Origin of the sequence: Paenibacillus sp. cl123 (assembly GCF_900101595.1) — a bacterium.
In the GTDB taxonomy this organism is placed as follows: domain Bacteria; phylum Bacillota; class Bacilli; order Paenibacillales; family NBRC-103111; genus Paenibacillus_G.
The window spans coordinates 166,046-187,459 of record NZ_FMYY01000013.1 but is presented as its reverse complement, the minus strand read 5'-3'; the positions used below and the strand labels follow the sequence as shown (position 1 = coordinate 187,459).

Here is a 21,414-nt window from a genome sequence, read left to right as displayed (position 1 = left end):
CCAACGTCTCCTGCCGCTCCGGTCGCTCCCGTCGCCCCGACGGCTCCATCGGCACCGGTTGCACCAGTCGCTCCTGTAGCACCAGTGGCTCCGATGTCTCCTGCTGCGCCAGTTGCTCCTTTTTCACCCGAAGAGCCGGAATCGCCTTTCGCTCCGGTATCCCCCTTCTCGCCTTTCTCGCCTGGGTCGCCCTTCTCGCCCTTCTCGCCCTTCTCGCCCGGCAAGCCTGGAGCACCAGGCTGAACGGATTGCGAGCCCCCGATCACTTCTACGAAGCTGGCCTCATCCCCGCTATGGATTACAGTCACCAGATTGCCGGCTTGAATACTGCCGCTCCCGTCCGCTCCGTAAAGCACCGTATCGGGAGTCAGCGTAAACCGCACGGCTTGTCCCGAGCTGCTCAGCAGCTCCAGCGAACCGCTGTCCGCAGCCGTTACAGCTCCTCTTGTGATGCGGTCGGGACGCGCAGGAGAGAAAATTTCGGCATTGGACAAAATGACGGCGTATTCCGCCCGAGTAGTTACCTTCTGCGGCCTGAAGGTGTTGTCAGGATAGCCGGTAACTACATTGCGGTTGATTGCGGCATTGATGTAACCTTTGGCCCAGCCGGAAATCGAAGAGGCATCCGAGAACGAAGGATTGAAGCTGCTCAGCTTGCCAGCCTCGGCTTCTTTGCCGGTTGCGCGAATAACGAGACGGGTGATCCACTCACGGCTCGCGGCTTCTCTGCCCCATACGACCCCCGCGGGCTTCGTCTCCTCGTCAGCTACAATCAGGCCTTTGTCAAGTGCCTGCTGCACCCACGGCTGCGCCCAGGCATCGACGGTAAAGGGCAGACTCGCGGTGCTGGCTTCAGGCGTTTCATATCCGATAAAACGCAGCACCATCGCGACGGCTTCTTGATTCGTAACAGGGGCATCCGGATTAAAATTGCCGCTGCTGTCCCCGACACTGACACCCATCGCCTGCAGCTTGGAGATATACTTGAACGCCCAGGAAGACTTGTCGATGTCTCCAAAGGAAGCCGCCTGAGCGGTGGACAGGCCTGCGCCTTGATAAGAAGAAATCGGAGCAATGAGCTGGCTGAGCAGCATAAATGCCATCGAGCTTTTATAGAACAAAGGCTTTCTGTCCGCTTTCTTCATTTCCGCGTTGCTAGATTTACTCATAAATTATGCCTCCTGGTTTAGTTGTGATAGCTTGTGGTCAAAATAAATACGATTGCTGCGCACACTCGCATGCTCCGGCACATAGGCGGCAGCCTGCTCATTATGCCGGATCGCCTGCTCGTAGAGCCCCAGCCGGTCGTAGCATACGCTCAGCTGCAGATGCGGAAGCCATGTCCAGCTTGCCGGATCAAGCCGGGCATTCGGGTCGGGCGGCCTGCCGGCTTCGGTGGCGAGCTTGTACCAGAATACCGCCTCCTGCAGGCGGCCTTCGGACAGCTCATAATAACCGAGCCTGCAGCAGGTCTCGGCCCTCGGCATGGCATAGGTAAACGCCTGCGCAGCTTTAATCTTGGCCTCCTGCACACAACCCAGCCGCTCCAGCGCTTCGGAGGCCCGGTTGCAGGCCATAATGCGATCCTCTACCCAACCCTCCGGCAGGGACAGATACGTGACGTATTGCTCTGCCGCGCGCTGCCACAGCCCATGATCGAAGAGCTCATTGGCGAAATACATATGATCCCTCGCGCTGAACGGCTCTCCCCGGGACAGCCTGCTCTCATAAAGCTTCAGGTTGCGATCCGTTTGGGTATGCTTACGATCGTGAGTGACGCCGATATCCGAATAGATGACGCTCCCGGATACCTCCAAATATTCATGAACGGCGCCGACCCACCGAAACCCTTTGCTCTGTCTCACGAGACGGTTGCGGCGCAAGCTGGCCGTTACTCTCCCCTGCTCATCGCGAGCCAGATTATAATGCATGGATACCGCGTCGGCGGACCACGGCAGCTCTGCCGTTAACGCCCGGAAGCGCTCCGCATCCTCGGGAAGCAGCCTGTCGTCCGCATCCAGCCACAGAATAAATTCTTCAGAAGCCAGGCTGAACGCATGATTTCTGGCCTTGGAGAAGTCGTCCACCCATTCGAAATCGTAAATGCGGTCTGTGTAAGAAGCGGCGATTTCTTTCGTCCTGTCCTTGGAGCCCGTATCCACGATGACGATCTCATCCACGATTCCGCGCACGCTGGATAAGCACCGGTCCAGCGTCTGCTCCTCGTCCTTGACGATCATGCACAAGCTGACTTTGACCTTGCGGGTTAGCTGGAACAGAGCTGCATTCGGGTCGAAGCCCCATTTCATAATCGCCTTGGCCCGGTTCAGAGTCAGACGATTCTCATACCAGTCCGGCTCCTCTGGAAACAAGGAAGGAGGCGTAGTCCGGATGGCGATGCAATCCTCCGCTATGTACAGCCCATATTGCTGAACTAACGCCCGGTAACAGAAATCGTCATCCTCGTAGGACTCCACCTCGAAACGTTCGTCAAACCCTCCCAGCGCATGAAAGCAATCGCGGCTCACCATAAGCATAAGGCTGAGCAGCCGCGGCACCCGGGTTCGCTTATGACGCTTGCCCATGGTCAGGACGCCCAGCATCTGATCCAGCTGTTCGTAGTTCTTGTACACAACCGGAATATGCTGCTGGCCGCTGACATCATTCATCCTTGGCCCCGCCAGTCCGGCATCCGGACATTGATCCAGACAAGCGGATAAGGGCTCCAGCCAGCCTTCCGTTACCATTATCTGGTCGCGCAGGAATACGATCCGCTCGCCGGAAGCGGCGGAAGCCCCCAGATTGTAGCCGGACGCAACCCCGCGGCCGTTATTGGCAAGCACACGCAAAGAATAAGACCTCTGCACATAGCCGATCTGTTCGTCCGAGCACCTGTCATTTACTACAAGTATTTCATAACAATCCGGCGTGTTTTTCCGGATGCGATCGATACACCGGACCAATAAATTAAAATGCTGTGCGAGTAAAACAATACTGATTTTCATCTCATATACCATCCATTTTGTTATGATGTTGTTCTCGATAGAGAACTACACTAGTTCACTATCGCCTCCCTGGAAGCTGTCGGATGCACATACGAAGAGCAACAAAACAATGACCATTTTCTGGATATCCGCTGCTGGTTCATTATAAAGCACAATTCTGGACATTCTCTGGACATACCCGCGCATCAGCAAAGAAGCCTGGAGCAACAGCTCCAGGCTTCTTCTTCGGGTCCTATTCGTCATGCCTATTTACAGTAAGTTTCAAACGCGCCGATCAAGTCGTTAGCGATCATCTCAGCCGAACGGTCCTCAATCTGATGACGCTGGATGAAGTGGACAAGCTGACCGTCCTTCATCAAGGCGATAGATGGCGACGACGGCGGATACGGCGCGAAAAATTCGCGGGCTTTGGCCGTCGCTTCCTTATCCTGACCCGCGAAAACGGTATACAGCTGATCAGGCTTCACTTCGTTCTGCAGAGCTTTGGCTACGCCCGGACGGCATTGGCCTGCCGCACAGCCGCATACCGAGTTAACAACGATAAGAGCCGTCCCCTGCTGATTCTCCAGGACGCCAGCCACCTCATCCGGGGTACGAAGCTCTTGTACGCCGATACGGGTCAGCTCGTCACGCATGGGTTGAACCATATCTTTCATATAAGATTCAAATGACATGGACATAGAGTCTCACTCCTTTTATGAACATAAGAGTATAGTAAAGATCATATGTCCTCATTATACCTGCCGCTTCTGATGAAAGCAAAGGACGATTAAGGCTATTTCAGGCTTTTCTTTCCATCGCTTTCTCGTGCTGTTTCCCGCGCCTCTCCGCTTTGAAAAACATCATAGGCCGTATTTTTATCCGCATGCTGGAACGGAGCTCCTTGGGGAGCGATGCCCTGCTCGAACAGTTCCCGGTTCTCTTCCGTCAAGAAACCAACATCTTTGTACGGATGAACCCATTCATCCCCGGACATGACAGAGGGGTCCGTCTGTTTGCTCCAATGCTCAAGGGGAGATTGAGGAGACTCGTATTCATGATCCCCGATCAGGACGCCATGTCGGTTGACAAACGGCTCCCGCGGGCCGCGGCCTGACGCATATTCCTCACGAAAATTAATCTCGAACGGGTCCAGCTTCGGATCGTTCCTGCGATTGTAAGCAATATCGGTCTTCACATTCTCGTAGGCTTCCGGCTGATCCGGGGTATTGCTTGAATTGGTTAGGGATTCGTCTGCCACCGCGCTTCCTCCTCTTCGCTAAACCGAAGGACGGTTCGGACCGCTCAGCTTCTTATCGACCGCCCCCGCTTGCTGTCCGGCTTGTCCTTGTCCGGACGCTTGTTTGATTTGCTCCTTGGAGCTGCCTTTATCTGTAGAATTCGCCATGGTGCTTCCCTCCTTCTTTTTTCTTAGTATGTCCCAGCCGCAAGCTTCACCATCCCGCAAGACTGCCGCAGAAATTGGCAACGAGGTCCGGCTCCTTCCATGCGCAAACACAAAATAGACCTTGAACGGCGCCGATGCTCCGAACAAAGTCTACCCGGGTTAAATCCTTATCCTGCTTGCAACTAAAACAACGAAAGCCCTGCCTCTCTTCCATCCTTGCGGCTCCGAAGACCGCGCCAGTGTGAATCAGTTAAACCGCCATGAACTTCTATTCCCTGTAATTCTTGAGACTTGTCGGATCAGCATGTGGGTAAACGACATCTGAAAGCTGAGGAATTGATGCTTATGGAGGAAATATTGAGGATAATAAGATTTGATAATTATACCTAATATATGATGAAAAAGCAACTTCTCATTTGAAAAAATGAGGAGGTAAAACGGCATCAAGACAAGCCAGACCCGATTTTTCCACGAAATCGGCCAAATTGGCGGGCAATCGGTGAAATTCGGCCAATTGTCACAGTAAGCAGCCCTCCTGCACCTTGCACATGCCTTTAGTGCCCCTGCACGACGTTTGAGCGCTTTCTTAGGTTCCGATATAATACAGAGTAAGCTGCTACCTTTGCAGCATTATCTTAAATTCGGTATACCAAGGAGGTGTACCTATCCGCCTCACGCAGGGGATAGGAAATCATTGAGTAGTGACCCGTTACCCTTATTGATTAACGCGGTTTTGATTCTCGTTTTAGTGTTGTTGAACGGTTTTTTTGTGGCTGCGGAATTTGCCTTTGTCAAAGTACGCAATTCACGGATTGACACGCTTGCGTCAAGCGGCAATATGAGCGCCCGCTTCGCTCAGAAGATTACCGGCAATATTAACGCCTATTTATCCGCTTGCCAATTAGGAATTACGCTAACCTCGCTCGTACTCGGTTGGGTCGGAGAACCGACCATATCCAAGGTGATGGAGCCTGTATTGAAGGATTGGCTGCAGCTAAGCCCTACTGTGGTGCATGTCATCTCGTTCATTATTGCTTTCAGCCTGATTACCGCCTTCCATATTACGCTCGGCGAGCAATTTCCCAAAACTTATGCGATCCGGCAGTCGGAGAATGTTACCTTGTGGACTGCCCTGCCTATGGTTGTTTTCTACAAGCTTATGTTTCCGTTTATTTGGGCGCTTAACGGCGTATCCAACTGGATGCTGCGTCTGGTCGGCATCGAGCCCACCCACGAGCATGAGTCCGCTCATACGGAGGATGAGATCCGAGGGCTGATGAAAGAAAGTCACAAGAGCGGCTTGATCGACAATACAGAGCTTACTCTTTTCGACAATATATTTGAATTTGCAGAGACGAATGCCCGCGAGATCATGATCCCGCGCACCGAGATGGGCTGCCTGTATGCCAATCTGAGCTATGCGGAGAATATGGATATCGCGCTGAACGAGATGCGGACGCGTTACCCTGTCTGCGACCCGGACAAAGACAATATTATCGGCTTCGTGCACATCAAGGATTTGATGAAGGCCCGCGGCAAGCTGTACGATATTCATACGATCATGCGTCCGATTATGAAGGTTCCCGACTCGATGCCGATCAGCAACCTCTTGAAGCTGATGCAGCGCAAGAAGGCGCAGATTACCCTGCTTATCGATGAGTATGGCGGTACGGCGGGACTTGTTACTATAGAAGATATTCTGGAAGAAATCGTCGGCGAGATTCAGGACGAATTCGATCCGGATCAGCGGCCAGCCGTAGAGAAGCGCGACGAATACACCTTCTCGATCGACGGCCGGATGCTGATCGACGAGGTCAACGACCAGTTCGGCCTGGAGCTTCAATCCGAGGACTACGATACGATCGGCGGATGGATCTATTCGCAGGTTGAGATTCCGCCCAAGCGCGGTCAGTCCGTGATGTACGAGGACGCTTACGAATTTATAATTGAAGAGACGGAGGAGCTGCGGATTTCCCGGCTGACCGTCCGCAATCTGCAAGCGCAAGCTCAGAACAGCCAGTCGCAGACGGCCTAGTTTTTGTGCCTGACCGCCGCTGCGACCGTCATATAACCCGTTTTGGCCAGGAGGCCGTCCCAACCAGCCCGCAAGCTGCTTGGGACGGCCTCTTCGGTCATGTATAATGAACATACCACCATCGGTGACTAGGAGGCTTATGGATATGCACTATGATGTGATCGTCGTCGGGGGCGGACCGTCCGGGCTGATGGCCTGTATCGCGGCCAGCTCCCGCGGAGCCCGCGTGCTGCTGATCGATAAAGGGGACAAGCTGGGACGCAAGCTCGGCATCTCCGGAGGCGGCCGCTGCAACGTGACGAACAACAAGGAGACGGAGGAGCTGATCAAGCATATTCCCGGCAACGGCCGGTTTTTGTACAGCGCCTTCGCTCACTTCAACAATCAGGATATTATCCGCTTCTTCGAGGACATGGGCATCAAGCTGAAGGAGGAGGATCGCGGGCGCATGTTCCCCGTCTCGGACAAAGCCAAAACGGTCGTCGAGGCTTTGATCGGCCGGGCCCGAGGCCAGGGCGTGCAGATGCGGGTGAACAGCCCCGTGCAGCGGGTCCTCTACGAGGAAGGACGAACAGCGGGCGTCAGGCTGCAATCGGGAGAAAGCGTGCACGCAGCCTGCGTGATCGTCGCTACGGGCGGCAAGTCCGTCCCGCACACCGGATCCACAGGTGACGGATACCCATGGGCCGAGGAGGCGGGACATACCATCACCGAGCTGTACCCGACGGAGGTGCCGCTTGTCTCCCGCGAAGCGTTTATCCAAAGCAAGGAGCTGCAGGGGCTGTCTCTGAGGGACATCACGGTGTCCGTATGGAATGCGAAAGGCAAGAAGGTCGTCCAGCATGAAGGCGACCTCATTTTCACCCACTTCGGAATATCCGGCCCTACCGCTCTGCGCTGCAGCCAATTCGTGGTCAAGCTGAAGAAGCAATTCGAAGTGCCTACCGTGAAACTGACGATCGATCTGTTTCCGGAACGCAGCACGGACGAGCTGTATGACGAGACGATGAAGCTGGCGGAGCAGGAGCCGAAGAAAGCGATCAAAAATGTGCTTAAGGGCTTTCTCCAGGAGCGCATGATTCCGATTTTGCTCAAGAAGGCCGGACTGCGGGAGGATACGACCTACGACAACATCCCCAAGCAGCCCTGGATGCAGCTCGCGGCTCTGCTGAAGGCGTTCCCGATCCAGATCGCGGATACGCTGTCCATCGAGGAAGCGTTCGTCACCGGGGGCGGCGTGCATCTGAAGGAGATCGATCCGAAGACGATGATGTCCAAGCGCATGGACGGCCTGTTCTTCTGCGGCGAAATTCTCGATATCCATGGCTACACCGGAGGCTATAATATTACTGCGGCGTTCACGACAGGATATACGGCGGGGCTGCATGCGGCGGAAGCGGCCATCGGACAAGAGGTCTATTAACGTCGGCGTGTCATCCCGAGTCAGCTGTTCTCTCCAATAATAGGCAGGCCGGCATGGCCCCTTTAAACGCAGCAAAGTCCGCCCCTCAACGGGACGGACTTTACTTGTTTACCGGCCTATAAGCCCCAGGCGGTCCATCACCCGCAGGATCAGTACGGCGCCTTGCGCCCGTGTCGCTGCCAACGACGGCTCGAAGCGGTTCTCGCTCATTCCGTCCATCACGCCAAGCTCGCGGGCCAGCTCCACGTACCCGGCCGCCCAGCCGGAGATGAGCGCGCTGTCGGCGAATGGGGAGACGGCTTCTTGCTTAGCCAGCTCCTCGGCTTTGGCCTGCGCTTGCGCCTCCAGGCCGAGAACGCGGATGAGCAGCGCGGCTATCGCTTCCCGGGAGACCGGCTCATCCGGCCGGAACAGGCCGTCGCTGCCCTGCACCAGGCCCCGCTGCGCCGCTCTGGCGACGTAGCTATAATACCAGGCTGAAGGGGCCACATCGCCGAACGGAGGAGGCGCTTGATCGGCCTCCGAGCGGCCTGCTGCCGGACTTTGCGCGTCGAGCAGCTCCATCAGCAGCTTGACGGCCTGCGCCCGGGTCAAGGCTTCATCGGGGAGGAACTCCCGCGCGCTGACGCCGTCTACCATCTGCCTGGCCAGCAGCACCTCGATGTCTGCTTGCGCCCAGTGCCCCTGCAGGTCTTCCATACGCGGCAAAGGCAGCGCCAGCACCGCATAAGTCCCGAGCCTGCCGATGTCTGCGGACAATTCGGCTGCTGACGACTTCAGCACGCCGCCGGCATAATGCCACATCTCCGGCTTCGCTTCATCCTGCCGGAACAGCCCGAGCTGTCTGGCGTCCAGACCGGTCAGACGGCTCGCGTCATAACGCAGCGTCAGCTTCACCGGCTTAAGCGGCATGCCGCCCCCTTCTGCCATAACACGGAAGCCGTCGCTGTACCCGGCTGCCGCATCCGGCAGCTGAAGCTTCCCGCGGGCGATCCGGCTGACTTGAAGCTGCTGACCCCCGCGGAAGGCTCCAGCGGGCAGCTCCAGCACGATGCCGCCGTCAAACCCGCTCCAACGCTGTGCAGCGCCCTCCTTTACTTCAAGCACTTCCAGTTCATTCTTCTGCGGCTCTTTCGTTCCCGGAGCAGGCTGGCCCGAATTTCCGCCGCTGCCCGAGCCGGTCTCATCGCCGTTATCCGGATTGGCGCTACCGGATTTCGGCGTCACGGCTTGGATGACGCTGCCCTTGGACTGGTTCCAGCGGCGATCCACTGTCTCCAGCTTCAGCTCGTAGGCCGTTCCCGGCGACAGGCCGGCGATCTCGGCCCGGCCGGCTCCCTTCTCCATCCAGATAGGCTTGCCGTACCCGCTGTCGCCCAGCCGGCGCCACGACAGATACAATCCGCGCAGATCGGCATCCGCGGGGTCGCTCCATAGAGCGGTCAGCCGGTCTTGCCGGATCTCAGCTGTCCGGAAAGCTCCGGCCTCTTCGGGCGGCACGAGATCCATGTCGAGCGGCTGCCCAGCCACGGTACTCTCGGCCAGCACGCCGGCCGACTCGCCTCCGCCCGTACTTACCGTAACCAGCTTCAGCTCGTAGCCGGCTCCCGACTCCAGACCGTCCAGCACGGCAAAGCCCAGCCCGCGCTCTACCTCCACGAAGCTTTCGAACCGCTCCGCTCCTTTACGCTTCCAATATACGTTGATTTGCTTCAGATTAAACGCGTCCGCTTCCTTCCACTTCACCAGCAGCTGGCGGACGCCGGGCGTAACCTCCACTTGCGATACAGCCTCGCTTGGAGCCTCCGATGCCGCGCGAACCGTCAGCTCCTTCTCGTAGTCCGCCTCCAGCGGCACGGCAGCATAGCTGGCGGCTTGTGCCAGTACCTTGATCCTGACCTCAGCCCCCGCTTGCAGCGGAGCGGCCGGAACGAATCTGAAGCTTTTCGCCACTTCATTCCCCTTCGCATCGGGCACCGGATCCACAGCTTCGATCCGACCGCCGATGGCCTCCCCGTCCGCTGTCTCCGCCAGAATCCCGGATGAAACAACCGTGTCCGCCAGCATATATTTGCTGAAGAGCAGCCGGATGCCTTCCGCGTCAGAGGCGGCCGTCTTCCAAACCTCCGGGGCCAGCAGCGAGATCATCGGAATATTGACATCGAAATGCGGCGGCAGTACGGTCAACTCCTCGCTTCGTGCCGGTAGATAACCTTCCTTCTCATACCAGACCTGCCATTTGCCTTCCGGCACATCCCAGCCGTACCGGCCCTCGGCGTCCGTCATAAGCGGGTTCTGCTGGCCGAACCATTCCGCAGACCATGGCAGCCATTCTCCGGCAGCCGCATCCTGCTGGTAGATGGTTGCCTTCACGCCTTCCACCCGGTTGCCTTCCACCGCTTCATACACATAACCGCTCGGGTCCCAGACCCAGACCGATTCCGCGACCTGGTCCTTCTTATCCGGCGTGTCCTCCGGTTCTTCCTCGGGCTTCTTGCAGCGGTCGATCGCACCGGCTGCGGCCATGTCGTCAAACCACTTCTTGTTCTCCTCGAAATCCTGCTTCAGCTGATCCAGCCGCTCCTGCCAGGACGGCTTGACGGAGTCGCCCAGCGCCGTCAGCACTGTCGCATACGCAAAGCCTGCCAGCCCGCCGGTCGCGACGCCCGCAACGAGCCCCAGGCCGGTAAGAATGCTTTTGGCGACTAGCCCGTCGCTGGCGTCCTCGTACAGCTCATTGGAGAAGTCGATAAAATTCTCGACGCTCGGGCCGTGGCATTCCGAATCCCGGACGTACTGCTGGAACTCCAGAATCTTATCGGCATAGTCGGCAAAGTCGAAACCGTCCTCGATGTACGTCTTGGCTGTGTTCAAGTAGCCGAGCCCCTTCGTCGCCGCGCTGTCCGAAACCAGGGAGAGCACATTGACGACATGGTCCGTGCTGATCGTATCCCCTGCCAGCTGCGCCTGAGCCTGCAGCTCCTTGAAAGCGGCCTGCGCTTCGGGGCGAAGCACGTCTGTAGCCATGATACTCGTAAAATCAACTCGGCCTGAGGCTTCGTCCTTCTGCGTCGTAAATCCGCGGAAAGGCTTGGTTGCGGAAGGATGGCCAAGCTCGACGCCCTTCAGGGAGATCCGGGCATAGGCGACGGTGCGCTCCGCATCCGGCAGCGTCAATTTGTACACCGGTGAATGGTAGAAGCCTTCGCCTGCCGCGTCGCCAAACGCTTTCTCCGCCTCCGCCGCCGTCGCCGGCTCATAGATCGTTTGCTGCATGCCCTGAGGCAGCTCGGACTTCAGCACCTGCCAGTCCTCCGCCGTCCGAGGCGGCAGCTTGCTGTATACTTTCGGCCCCACGTCGTATGTCACATAAATCCCCGAATCCAGCGACCCGTTCGGAATCATGTAGGCCTTGAAGGTGTTGCTGTCCCCCTGGTCCGAGGCCGGGTAGCTTTGCTTGCCGATCCATACCTTCATATTGGACACCCGCTCCCCGTTGTTCGCAGTCACAATAAATTCCAGCGGATGCCCGGGGACCACCACATACGGAAACCTCGCTACGCCTTCCTTCGGATTGAAGGTAATCGGACGTCCCGACGATTGTCTCATCAATATGGATTGCAGCTGTACATGGGACGTGTCGACATTGATCAGGGACATTTCCGATTCGATAATGCCTCCGCCGCCATCCGCCTTCGCGATGAGCGCATAAGTCGCTCCATCCTGCCGCAGCGAGGAGCTCGGTTTGACCGGGAGGCTCACATCGGCATACCAGTAACCGCCCGGTCCCGTTTCTGTCGTACCCACAGCCTCTTGGTCCGCATATACGGTGACCCGGCTCCCCTTCGGCGCGCGGCCGCTTACATACACCCGGTGATCGCTGGAATGGCGGGGTACGGTCATCGTCACGCCGATCGGATCGATGTAGACATGGCCTACCGTCTCCTCCAGCCTTTCTTGGCCCAAAGCCCCCGGCGCAAGGAAAGACAAGTTCATTTCCGCTGCCAGCCGGCCGCTTCCCGCCGCTCCGATCCGAAGCCGGTACTGAATCGATCCGCTTTGACCGAAGCTGACAGTTCCCAGCTGTATCCCGTAAAGCGTATCGGAGATTCGCTCCGGCTCCACCGGGACGCCGTCCAGCGTCACGCTGCCCGCTACGAGCGAAGCGCCGGCGGGAATGCGCAACTGCAGCTTGGCATCCTCAACTCCGGGAACCTGCTCGCCGTTCAAATAGTAACGGCCTTGGACCGCCACATCCTCGCCCGAAGCGGCTTCAGCCTTCGCTTGCAGCCAATTGCCCGGCTTGCCCTCGAAATAACGGACAGTCTCATCGAGCCGGAACGGAGGCAGCTCCACAATCTGCCCTTCCTGGATCGTGAATTCTTGTGTGTATCTTCTGTTGCCCGGAGCGCTGAAGACCAGCTGGTACTTGCCGGTCTCCCGGGGCTCTCCCCTGTAATTGCCGAGCGCATCCAGCGTTACCGTCCCCATGTTCTCGCCCGTATCCAGGTTGGTGAGTCTGGACATTACTCCGCGGAAGTCATCTAGTCCAAGCACCCGGCCGGTGACGCGGGACTTCTCCTCCATCCTTAGCGCAGCGACGCCTTGAATCCGGTCGTCGATCAAAACCTGCGTACAAAGCCGCTGACTGCGGTTAAATTGATGATCCAGGCATACCTGCAGCGAATCGCCGGGAGAAGCGACGATCGGCACCAGATTGTCACTGATTCTCCTCGGGTCGACGTACTGACCGTATGGGTCGCCCGTGACCTGGATTCGGTAATCGACCGCCTGCCTCCAGTCCAGGATGTCCAGCTTGAGCAGCGGAGCATCAAGCGGCTTCGCCGAAAAATCAAGCTTGATGGAGCCATAACCCCGAGAGGTCATAACGAGCGGCATCTCTTGACTGGAGCGCTCGGCGATCGTGACATACGGCATGCCTTCTGACAGCCGGTAGACAGGATAGCCGGTTTTCTCGGCATGAAGCACATAGCTGCCGACGCTGCCCTTGATCCGGTAGCTTCCCTGCTCGTCGGTGACCGTCCTGCCGCCAAGCCGGCCCGAGCGGGAATCCAGCAGCTTGACGGTTACACCGGGGAGCGGAAGCCCTGCCGTATCGGTGACAATGCCGTACACCTCTCCGTCGTCCAGCCGAGAGACGGTTACCGCCACCTCGTTGACGCCGGGAACGAGGGTGATTCGCCGCTCGCCCGGCGCCTCATACTCCGGCTTCATTTCGAAACGGATCACAATCTCATCCTCCGCATGGCGGTCGCCGGCCAGCCGGTACAAGCCGTCTTGCGCGCGGGCCACCGATATGAGCCGCCCCTGCCCGTCGAGGAACCGAACCTGCGCATCCTCGATGCTCTCGCCGCCCGGTGCGCTCAGTTTTACAGTCAGCTCCGCATAAGGTCTCGGTGTCAGCGTCGTCTCGGTGCGGGCCCCATGGGAGACGGCCAGCGGCTGCTGCTCCAGCAGCTTGCGGCCGCTCGGGTCCAGCAGCTGCAGCCGGTAATCGTCGGCTCCGGCGACCGGCCAGACCTTGCTCAGCTCGCCGGTCAGCTTGAAGCTGCTGCTGTAGCTGTGCCCGCCGCTCCATAGGACGACGGAAGCCCCCTTCATCTGATCCGCATAGGCGCCGGTCAGGTTCACCTTCAGCTCGCCCGCTACGTGCAGCGGGAGCTTGTCGGCCATGGCCGATACGGCCGGGTCGATCACCGACTCCGCCCGGATCGACACGACCTGGAGCGCATTATCCGGTAGTAGGAACAGGCTTTTGTATACGCCCAAAGCCGCCGTATCCTCCGCCAGAGGCTGGGCGATCTGCCGCTCCAGGCCCCCCTGCTCCTTGTAAGTCATTACCGCCCTCAGCTGCTGGCCTTGCGATCCGAAGGCGGCAACCTGCAGCTGCGAACCGATAGGCGCTTCGCCGTTCACAGACCTCGGAATCGACCACTGCACCCGCTGAATCCGGCCATCCGGCGGCTTCGTATCCGAGCAAGGCCCGTCGAAGCATACCGCATAAACGGCGCTGCCGGCCCCTTGGCCAACCTGAAACACAGCCCGGCTCCCGTCGCCGCTTATATCGGCCTGAACGGTTTGCCGCGACAGATCGCCGATACGGGTCCACCTATCCAGCTGCCGGTCGTAACGCAAAGCTCCGAACTGGACGTCAAGCGGCTCGCTTTGGCCGTCTCCCGGATTCCGGTTGGAGTAGCTGAAGGAGATGAACCTGCCATCCGCGCTGATCTTCGGTTTTCCGAAGGACACGTTCAAGGTCGAACTCAGATCCAGGATCGGAGTCGTCGTCTGCAGCCGGCGATCGTGCACATACAGCCTTGGAGCGCCATACCGGGGAGCAGCCAGCACGGCGACTGTCTGCCCGTCGGCGGACAGGCTCGCATTTTCAACCTCCAGCTGCTGGCCATTCGCATTAAACATCGCAATCGGCTGCAGCTCGCCCGACGCCGTATCGTACATATATAGCCGGGAGACGAGATCCTCCGTACCGCCGGGCAAGTTCGTCGCTTGGGAAATAAACGCCGCATACCGCCCATCCGCGCTGATCGTCGTGTGCAGGCTGTCTCCGTTTCCTTCTTGGCCGCCGGCCATACTGATACGCTTCATGCTTTTGGTTGGCGCGTGGTATAAAAACGCATCGTAAGCCTCATTCTCATCCCCTGGAACCAGCCGGTTCGAATCGCTTGTGAATGCAAGCCATTGTCCGTCTGCGCTCAGCGATAAATATTTGGGCCGAATTTCGTCTGTCACCCCTAAATTATCCACCTGCTTCAAAACCGTATCCCATATATAGATGTCATTCATGTTCCATCCGCGTTCAAAAGAAGCGTAAGCCACATACCGGCCATCTTCCGACATCGTATACAAGCCGTCATGCTTGAGCGAGGCCGGGTATTCCGGCAGCTGGGCTACGCGCTCCAGCGAACCGGCCGCCATATCGTACTGGTACAGGCCATGCAGCCCTACGCCGGGTCCGGTAGAGCCCGGCAGCGAAAACAATCTGGCGATAAAGGCCGCCTTGTTGCCCTCCAGGCTGACAGTCGGATTCCACAGCTCTTCCTTGTACGACGTTTGACCCGGCACTCGCGCCAGCTCCACCGCATAGCGGTGAAAGGTAGCCGCCCGCATATTCAACGGCTCCGAGTCGTTCCCCGCCCGGTCATGAGCGATGAGCTGGTAAGAAATCATCTCCGATTCGGGAAGCCCCGTATCCTTGAAAAACAGGTCCTTCGTCCGGGCTGCGACAACCTCCCCGTTCCGCTTCACCGTATAGCTGTCTACGGTCGGATCGGGCGAGTAGCTGCCGTCCGGATTCGGCTCGCGATTATCCGGAGCGCGCCAGGTGAGCAGCAGTTCGTTGTAGGCCAGCCTTTGCCACTCTACTTCGCCAGGCTCCAAAGGAGCGGTCAGGTCGAACTCCACAACCTGGCTCGCAGAGGCCGGACTGGATTGGCCGCCCGCTTGCGCGACGGCGTATATTTCGATGCGGCCTTCAATGCTGTAGTCCGCTGTCAGCAGGAAGCTTCCCGTCTGCGGCTGGCCGTATACCTCATCGGTCACCGGCACCGACCCGACGCGGATATCCGTTCCGTCTTGCTGGCGGTAGTATACCGCTACATCCGACCCAAGCGGAGCCCGCCCCTTAATCTGCAGCTCGCTCCGATTGGTCAGCGCCGGGAGCGCATCAAGCGTCGGAGCAAATAGCGCGCCCGGCGCCGCCTGATAAGGCGCATCGGCGATTTGCTGAACAACGGTGCGGCGCTCATCCGGTACGCCTTCCTTCGTCTCCGCCTGCTCCGCTTGCGGAGAGGCCGCTCCTGCGGATGACCATATCATCGTTAACTGGGCCGCGATCAACACACCTGACAGCCATTTTTTTATTGTATACTTCAAGCCGCTCTCACCTCTGATACATTTTGTACCACCAGCTCCTATTGTAGCGACCTGATCCGCGTCGGGGGTAGTGACACGCTGTCATCAAACTTGTAATGCCAGGGCACAAAAATGGCCTCATAAAGTGAGGATTACGCTTCGAAGCCTGCTTCAGGCAACCTATCTTCCCCGTATGCTTCACACAAAACGGCGACGGCGGCGGTCCCTCTGGACGCTTTCGCTCTGTATGGGCTTGAAACGTTGCTGCAAGCAAAAAAAGGACGGATATCCGCCCTTTTCTGTCAAATCAGGAGACTCTGATGCTCACCGTTCCGGCAGCGCCGGACCTCCTGCGTTCGAATGGTATTTTACCGCACGATTTCCCGTTCCTCATGCTCCTCGAACGGCTCAATATGCACATGAACATTGCCGATGTGATGCTCCTCGCGCATGCGGCGTTCAATCTCGTCGCTGATCTCATGGCTCTCGCCTACGGACAGCTCGGCGCTCACTTCTACGACGACATCCAGCAGCACGCTGCTGCCGTGGATTCTCGCCCGGATATCCTTGATCCGCTCCACGCCCGGCGTCTCCTTGACCGTATATTCGAATTCTTTCAGCCGTTTATCGTCGAAGCCGTCCGTCAGCGTATGCGACGCCTCGGAGAAGATGCTCCACGCCGTTTTCAGAATGACGAAGCCGACAGCCAGCGCCGCGATCGGGTCCAGGATCGGGAAGCCGAACCGCGAAGCGATGATGCCTACGGCAGCCCCAATACTGACCAGGGCGTCCGAGCGGTTATCCTGTGCGGCAGCCATCAGCGACTGGTTCTGAATGCGTGCGGCCAGCCGGCTGTTGTAGAGGTAGACTCCCCACATCACGGCCGCGCAGCCCAGCGCAACCCAGGCGGCAAGCATGTCCGGGGCATGCCGCTCTTCGGCGGCGAAGCTGCGGATCGCCTGAAGCACGACCTGTATCCCGGCCGCGGCCATGATGAAGGAGGCGACCAGCGAAGCGATCGTCTCCGCCCGTTTGTGGCCATAGGGATGATCCAGGTCAGGCGGCTTGCGGGAGATGCGCAGTCCGATCAGGACAGCCAAGGAAACGACGATGTCCGTCGAGTTATTGATACCGTCGGCGGCCAGCGCCTCCGAACCGGTCATATAGCCTATGGTGATCTTCAAAGCGGACAGCAGAACATAAGCGACGATGCTGACCCACGCGCCCTTCTCGCCCTCTTTCAAGTGATCATAAGCAGTATCCACGGTGAATCATTCCCTCCATCCTACTAATGAGAAACGTTTCTCTAGTCAAAGTCCATTCATCATAGCAAACGAAAGTTGAGTGGGTCTAGAGAAACAGTGTTTTCCCGGCTTATAAAAATAGGTGCAGGGCAACTTTGTTTTCCCGGTCAAATGTTGTAGGGCTGGACCAATAACGGTTGACCTTATTCCTGTCAGTGCGGCTCATCCTCCAGACTTACATATGAATGCCGGCATCGAAGCCGTCATAGTCATCCCCCGACGGGTCAAAATAAGGCTGGTTGTCCTCATACGCCCCGCTCGAGAGGTTGGCATAAGCGGATGCCGAAGTGTCCGGCTGCTGCTCGGCATCGGCCCCTTCGTCCTGGACCAGATGGGCCGGGATCGGGATGAAGCCCTCCGGATCGTAAGCCATGGCAAAGGCTGCCGCTTCGCTTGGGGATTCGTCCGTCTCCAGCAGCCTCCCCCCATGCGCCTGCCCGATCTCGAGCGCGGACGTCAGGTCTCCACGGTCGACATGCACGTGCAGCACGGTGCGCTCCGTCTCCGTATGCAGGCTGACGCGGTAACCCAGCTCCTCCAGCGTATCCAGAGCCATATAAGCATCATGATTGGTTGCGAATTGAAAAAAAATAGGTGTATCCGACATTATGCCGCCTTCCTTCCAATGAAAAATTTGGTTCGATATAGCTTACCCGATCCGGAAGAGCTTATTCCTCGGCGGTAATCATATTCGGGTAGCCGACAAGCATAGGATGATAGCAGTCCAAGACCCGCTTTTCTCCCTGCATCCATTCTCTTCATACTGGAAAGGAAGTGTTCGAAGATGTCCGATCATCCATCGGATCAAGCGGAGCCTCCACACTCGAAAGCGCCGGAGGACGCAGACGTCAAGGAGCATAGGACAATCGCCGCTGCAGCCTATATTTTGTTCTTCCTGCCGCTGCTCGCCGCCAAGCAATCCCGCTTCGCCATGTATCACTGCAATCAGGGGTTAATTCTTCTGTTAGCCGCTCTCGCGTGCAACATCGTGCTCGGCCTCATTCCCCTGCTCGGCCTGTTTCTCGTCCCCTTGGCGAATCTGGGCATCCTTGCGCTCGCCGTCCTGGGCATTCTGAATGCGCTTAACGGGGCGATAAAGCCGCTTCCGCTGCTTGGCCATCTGTCGCTCATCAAGCTTCCCGCTTAAGCAAAGTGTCATGCTGGCTACGAGGCGTCAGCGGAAAATAAAGCAGGAGGCCGGATGCTTTTTGTTTCAACCGGTTTATCGAATTGTCATAACTTCAAAATTCAACGAGCGGCAGCCAAGGACATAAGGTCCTGTACTGTCGCTTTTTCTATGCGCCGAAGCGAGTAAACCGGCCCCATAAAAGCGCTCTTGCATCGAAGGAGTCTCATCTCCGATTGGTCAGCTGGAGCTGGGGGCTTTGGCGTATTGATTTCTGCTTATGATGAAAACAAGACGTTCTGTCATCACGGCCGGAACGCCAGCCGTCCATGGCGAATCGTCCCGCTCCATCGGGCCTCTGTCTTGCTTCAGAGCCGAGCTTGCCGGCGTCCCCCGCCCCCCTTTCCTCTCCGTTCTCCCCCAGTGTCAGAAGTAGGCAGTAGGACAATTGCCACCGGGTATGTAATTTGTTATCATTGACAAATGATAAACACTGTGTAATATTAGTAATTAACAAAACACTTTATCACTTAAAAGCTTAAAAGCCCAAAAGCCAATCGACAGGGCACACGGGAAATTCGGAGAGGGGTATCGTCATGAGCAAACATCAACACAGCATTTTGGATTGTACGATCCGCGACGGCGGATTAGTTAATAACTGGGACTTTAGCGTCCAATTCGTCAAGGACATGTATTATGGCCTGAGCGAAGCCGGCGTTGAATATATGGAAATCGGTTATAAAAATTCCGCCAAGCTGCTTAAAGGTGCGGACGCCGGTCCTTGGCGCTTCCTGAACGAGGACTTTCTGAAAGAAGTCATCGCTAACAAAACGGATACGAAGCTGTCCGCGCTGGTCGATATCGGCCGCGTAGACGAGAAGGATATTCTTCCCCGCGAGCAAAGCCTGCTCGACCTGATCCGCGTAGCCTGCTATATCAAGGACGTGGACAAGGGCCTCGATCTGGCTCAGAAGTTCCACGACTACGGGTACGAGACTTCGATTAACATCATGGCGCTGACTCATGTCATGGAGAACGACTTGAATGAAGCGTTCGAAGCTATCTCCAAAAGCCCGGTAGACGTCGTCTACGTCGTAGACTCCTACGGCAGCATGGACTACAAGGATATCGACTATCTCGTATCCAAGTTCCAACGTCTGCTGCCGAACAAGAAGCTCGGCCTTCACATGCATAACAATATGCAGCTGGCTTTCTCGAACACGATCATGGGCGCGAGCAAAGGCGTCGAGTTCCTGGATACATCCGTATACGGCATGGGCCGGGCGGCGGGCAACTGTCCGACCGAGCTGATCGTCAGCCATCTGAAGCATTCCAAATACGACGTTCGCCCTATTCTGGGCATTATCGAGAAGCATATGATCGCGATGCGCGAGAAGTGGGAGTGGGGCTACATCATTCCTTACATGATCGCCGGCGTATTGAACGATCATCCGCGTTCCGCGATGGCCATCCGCGCCAGCGAGGACAAGGACAAGTTCGTGGAATTCTATGACAAATTAACTTCTCCGGAAGCTATGCCTGCAGGCTCTTCCGATAAATAACCGCTCGTCCCTGAAGCCCGGTCATCATCGCTAACAAGCGTCGGATGCTCCGGGCTTTTTCTATAATGGCCAGACCAGCAATGGCAAAGGAGGCAGTTCAAGATGACGACGTCCGACACGGACAAGAACCCCGTCCCCCGTTCAAGCCGGAAGCCGGTGCTCACCCACACCTCGCCCAAGCGGCTGTTGAACCCCGCTTCGGGCTTTCTGTCCGGTTACACCCATACGCTCAATCCTTATGTAGGCTGCGCATTTTCCTGCTCCTATTGCTACGTGCGCGAGATGCCGGTAGCCAAGTTCCGCGGAGCTCCCTGGGGCGGTTGGGTCGATATCAAGGCCGAGACCGCGGCACAGCTCGGCCGGGAGCTCGAACGGGCCGGGCGCAAGGCCCCCGTCACGGTATTTATGTCCTCCAGCACGGACCCCTACCAGCCGGCCGAATATGAGGCCCGCGTGACCCGGTCCTGGCTGGAAGCGATGGCAGACTCGGACGCGCTGCAATTCGTCATGGTCCAGACGCGCAGCCCGCTCGTCACCCGGGACCTTGATGTCCTTCAGCGGCTCGGCTCGCGCGTCCGCGTCAGCATGACGATCGAGACCGATCTTGACGCGATGCGCAAGCTCTTTTCCCCGGCCGCGCCGCCTATCGCGGCCCGGCTGAATGCCTTGCGGCAGCTGGCCGAGGCAGGCATTCAGACGCAGGCGGCCGTCTCTCCCCTGCTGCCATGCAGCGGGGAATTTGCGGCGCGCCTCGCGGCTACCGGAGTCCAGCGGGTGGCGCTGGACGATTATTTCCGCGGCGACGGCTCGCTCGGACGCCGCACGGAGCGGCTTGGCATCCGCGAGCTGTACGTACGCCATGGGCTGGAGGCATGGTACGACCGGGAGGCGCTGGACCGCGTGCGAGCAGAGCTTGAGGCCCAGTTCGGGGCGGATCTGGTCCGCGTGAGCCAGGAGGGCTTTTTGCCTTAAGAGGCATTCAGTTGTGGGACATAAAGTTAGGTGAATTTTTATCCAAAGATTCGAGAAGACATCGCCTATAGTCTGCAGTTATTTGGTAAACTTGATTAGGAAGAAACCAAACATTCCCAATAAGAAAGGAACCTACCCATGACCCAACCAAACGACAGTCTAATTGTCCAGGCGGAAATGCTTATACGCCGGCCAGTGAATGAAGTGTTCGAAGCTTTCATCGATCCGGCCGTCACGACGAAGTTCTGGTTTACCCGAAGCAACGGCAAGCTCGAGGCGGGCAAGCGGGTTCGCTGGGACTGGGAGATGTACGGGGTATCGGATGAGGTGCATGTGCTGGAGATCGATGTTCCGACCCGGATTCGCGTTCAATTTTCCGACGACACGCAAGCCGAGTGGCGATTTGCGCCGCGGGCAGCGGATGAAACCTTCGTCACCATCTTAAACTCAGGGTTCAAGGGAACGCAGGACGAGATCACTCAGCAGGCCATAGACGGGATGGGCGGATATACGATGGTGCTCTGCGGACTGAAGGCGCTTCTGGAGCATAACGTCATGTTGAATCTCGTAGCGGACAAGGCTCCCGATGCTCACGTCAAGCTGTAGCGGCCTCTTCCCCTTGGAGCAGGCTTTCTGCTCGCGGCCGTAACGGCAGTGACCGAAATGTCTTTTCCCGCATGATCCGTTGCTTTCCTGCCGCGAAAAGC

General features: G+C 57.6%; 14 protein-coding genes. 6 read left to right on the top strand and 8 right to left on the bottom strand.

Going from position 1 to position 21,414, the window contains the following annotated elements:
- From BLR08_RS19730 to BLR08_RS31800, 5 genes are all read right to left on the bottom strand, one after another.
- Positions 1-1,169, bottom strand: a 1,169-nt coding sequence (locus BLR08_RS19730) for an S-layer homology domain-containing protein (RefSeq protein ID WP_176835564.1), incomplete at its 3' end; no start/stop codon positions are given.
- 3 nt (positions 1,170-1,172) lie between these two features.
- Positions 1,173-3,005, bottom strand: a complete 1,833-nt coding sequence (locus BLR08_RS32150) for a glycosyltransferase (protein ID WP_176835563.1) — start codon at positions 3,003-3,005, stop codon at positions 1,173-1,175.
- A gap of 245 nt (positions 3,006-3,250) precedes the next feature.
- Positions 3,251-3,685: a BrxA/BrxB family bacilliredoxin gene (locus tag BLR08_RS19720; protein WP_072333855.1), complete on the bottom strand. Its 435-nt coding sequence runs from the start codon at positions 3,683-3,685 to the stop codon at positions 3,251-3,253.
- 95 nt (positions 3,686-3,780) lie between these two features.
- Entirely contained in the window at positions 3,781-4,245 is a 465-nt protein-coding gene (locus tag BLR08_RS19715) for a DUF3905 domain-containing protein (protein ID WP_072333852.1), read from the bottom strand.
- A gap of 18 nt (positions 4,246-4,263) precedes the next feature.
- A complete protein-coding gene (locus BLR08_RS31800) occupies positions 4,264-4,392 on the bottom strand; it encodes a hypothetical protein (RefSeq protein WP_256257719.1) in 129 nt (42 codons plus the stop codon).
- A 694-nt stretch (positions 4,393-5,086) separates the two neighbouring features.
- Between BLR08_RS31800 and BLR08_RS19710 the strand changes: the two genes are divergently transcribed.
- Both BLR08_RS19710 and BLR08_RS19705 read left to right on the top strand, forming a co-directional pair.
- Positions 5,087-6,427 (top strand): hemolysin family protein, encoded by a 1,341-nt coding sequence (locus BLR08_RS19710; RefSeq protein WP_072333848.1) that lies wholly within the window; start codon positions 5,087-5,089, stop codon positions 6,425-6,427.
- Positions 6,428-6,572: 145 nt separating this feature from the next.
- Positions 6,573-7,850, top strand: a complete 1,278-nt coding sequence (locus BLR08_RS19705; protein WP_072333844.1) for a BaiN/RdsA family NAD(P)/FAD-dependent oxidoreductase — start codon at positions 6,573-6,575, stop codon at positions 7,848-7,850.
- Positions 7,851-7,958: 108 nt separating this feature from the next.
- Here BLR08_RS19705 and BLR08_RS19700 read toward each other — a convergent pair whose 3' ends face one another.
- From BLR08_RS19700 to BLR08_RS19690, 3 genes are all read right to left on the bottom strand, one after another.
- Entirely contained in the window at positions 7,959-15,764 is a 7,806-nt protein-coding gene (locus BLR08_RS19700) for an S-layer homology domain-containing protein (RefSeq protein ID WP_072333841.1), read from the bottom strand.
- Positions 15,765-16,111: 347 nt separating this feature from the next.
- Positions 16,112-17,008: a cation diffusion facilitator family transporter gene (locus tag BLR08_RS19695; RefSeq protein WP_072333837.1), complete on the bottom strand. Its 897-nt coding sequence runs from the start codon at positions 17,006-17,008 to the stop codon at positions 16,112-16,114.
- 214 nt (positions 17,009-17,222) lie between these two features.
- A complete protein-coding gene (locus tag BLR08_RS19690; protein WP_072333834.1) occupies positions 17,223-17,654 on the bottom strand; it encodes a hypothetical protein in 432 nt (143 codons plus the stop codon).
- A 177-nt stretch (positions 17,655-17,831) separates the two neighbouring features.
- On the opposite strand from BLR08_RS19690, the gene BLR08_RS19685 reads away from it, so the two are divergent.
- The 4 genes from BLR08_RS19685 (at position 17,832) to BLR08_RS19670 (ending at position 21,313) form a co-directional block, all read left to right on the top strand.
- Positions 17,832-18,194: a hypothetical protein gene (locus BLR08_RS19685; protein ID WP_072333831.1), complete on the top strand. Its 363-nt coding sequence runs from the start codon at positions 17,832-17,834 to the stop codon at positions 18,192-18,194.
- A 575-nt stretch (positions 18,195-18,769) separates the two neighbouring features.
- Positions 18,770-19,735, top strand: coding sequence for an aldolase catalytic domain-containing protein (locus BLR08_RS19680; protein WP_072333828.1), 966 nt, complete (start codon positions 18,770-18,772; stop codon positions 19,733-19,735).
- 102 nt (positions 19,736-19,837) lie between these two features.
- A complete protein-coding gene (locus BLR08_RS19675; RefSeq protein ID WP_072333825.1) occupies positions 19,838-20,707 on the top strand; it encodes an SPL family radical SAM protein in 870 nt (289 codons plus the stop codon).
- Between the two features lie 138 nt (positions 20,708-20,845).
- Positions 20,846-21,313, top strand: coding sequence for an SRPBCC family protein (locus BLR08_RS19670; RefSeq protein WP_072333822.1), 468 nt, complete (start codon positions 20,846-20,848; stop codon positions 21,311-21,313).
- The last annotated feature ends 101 nt before the right edge of the window (positions 21,314-21,414 follow it).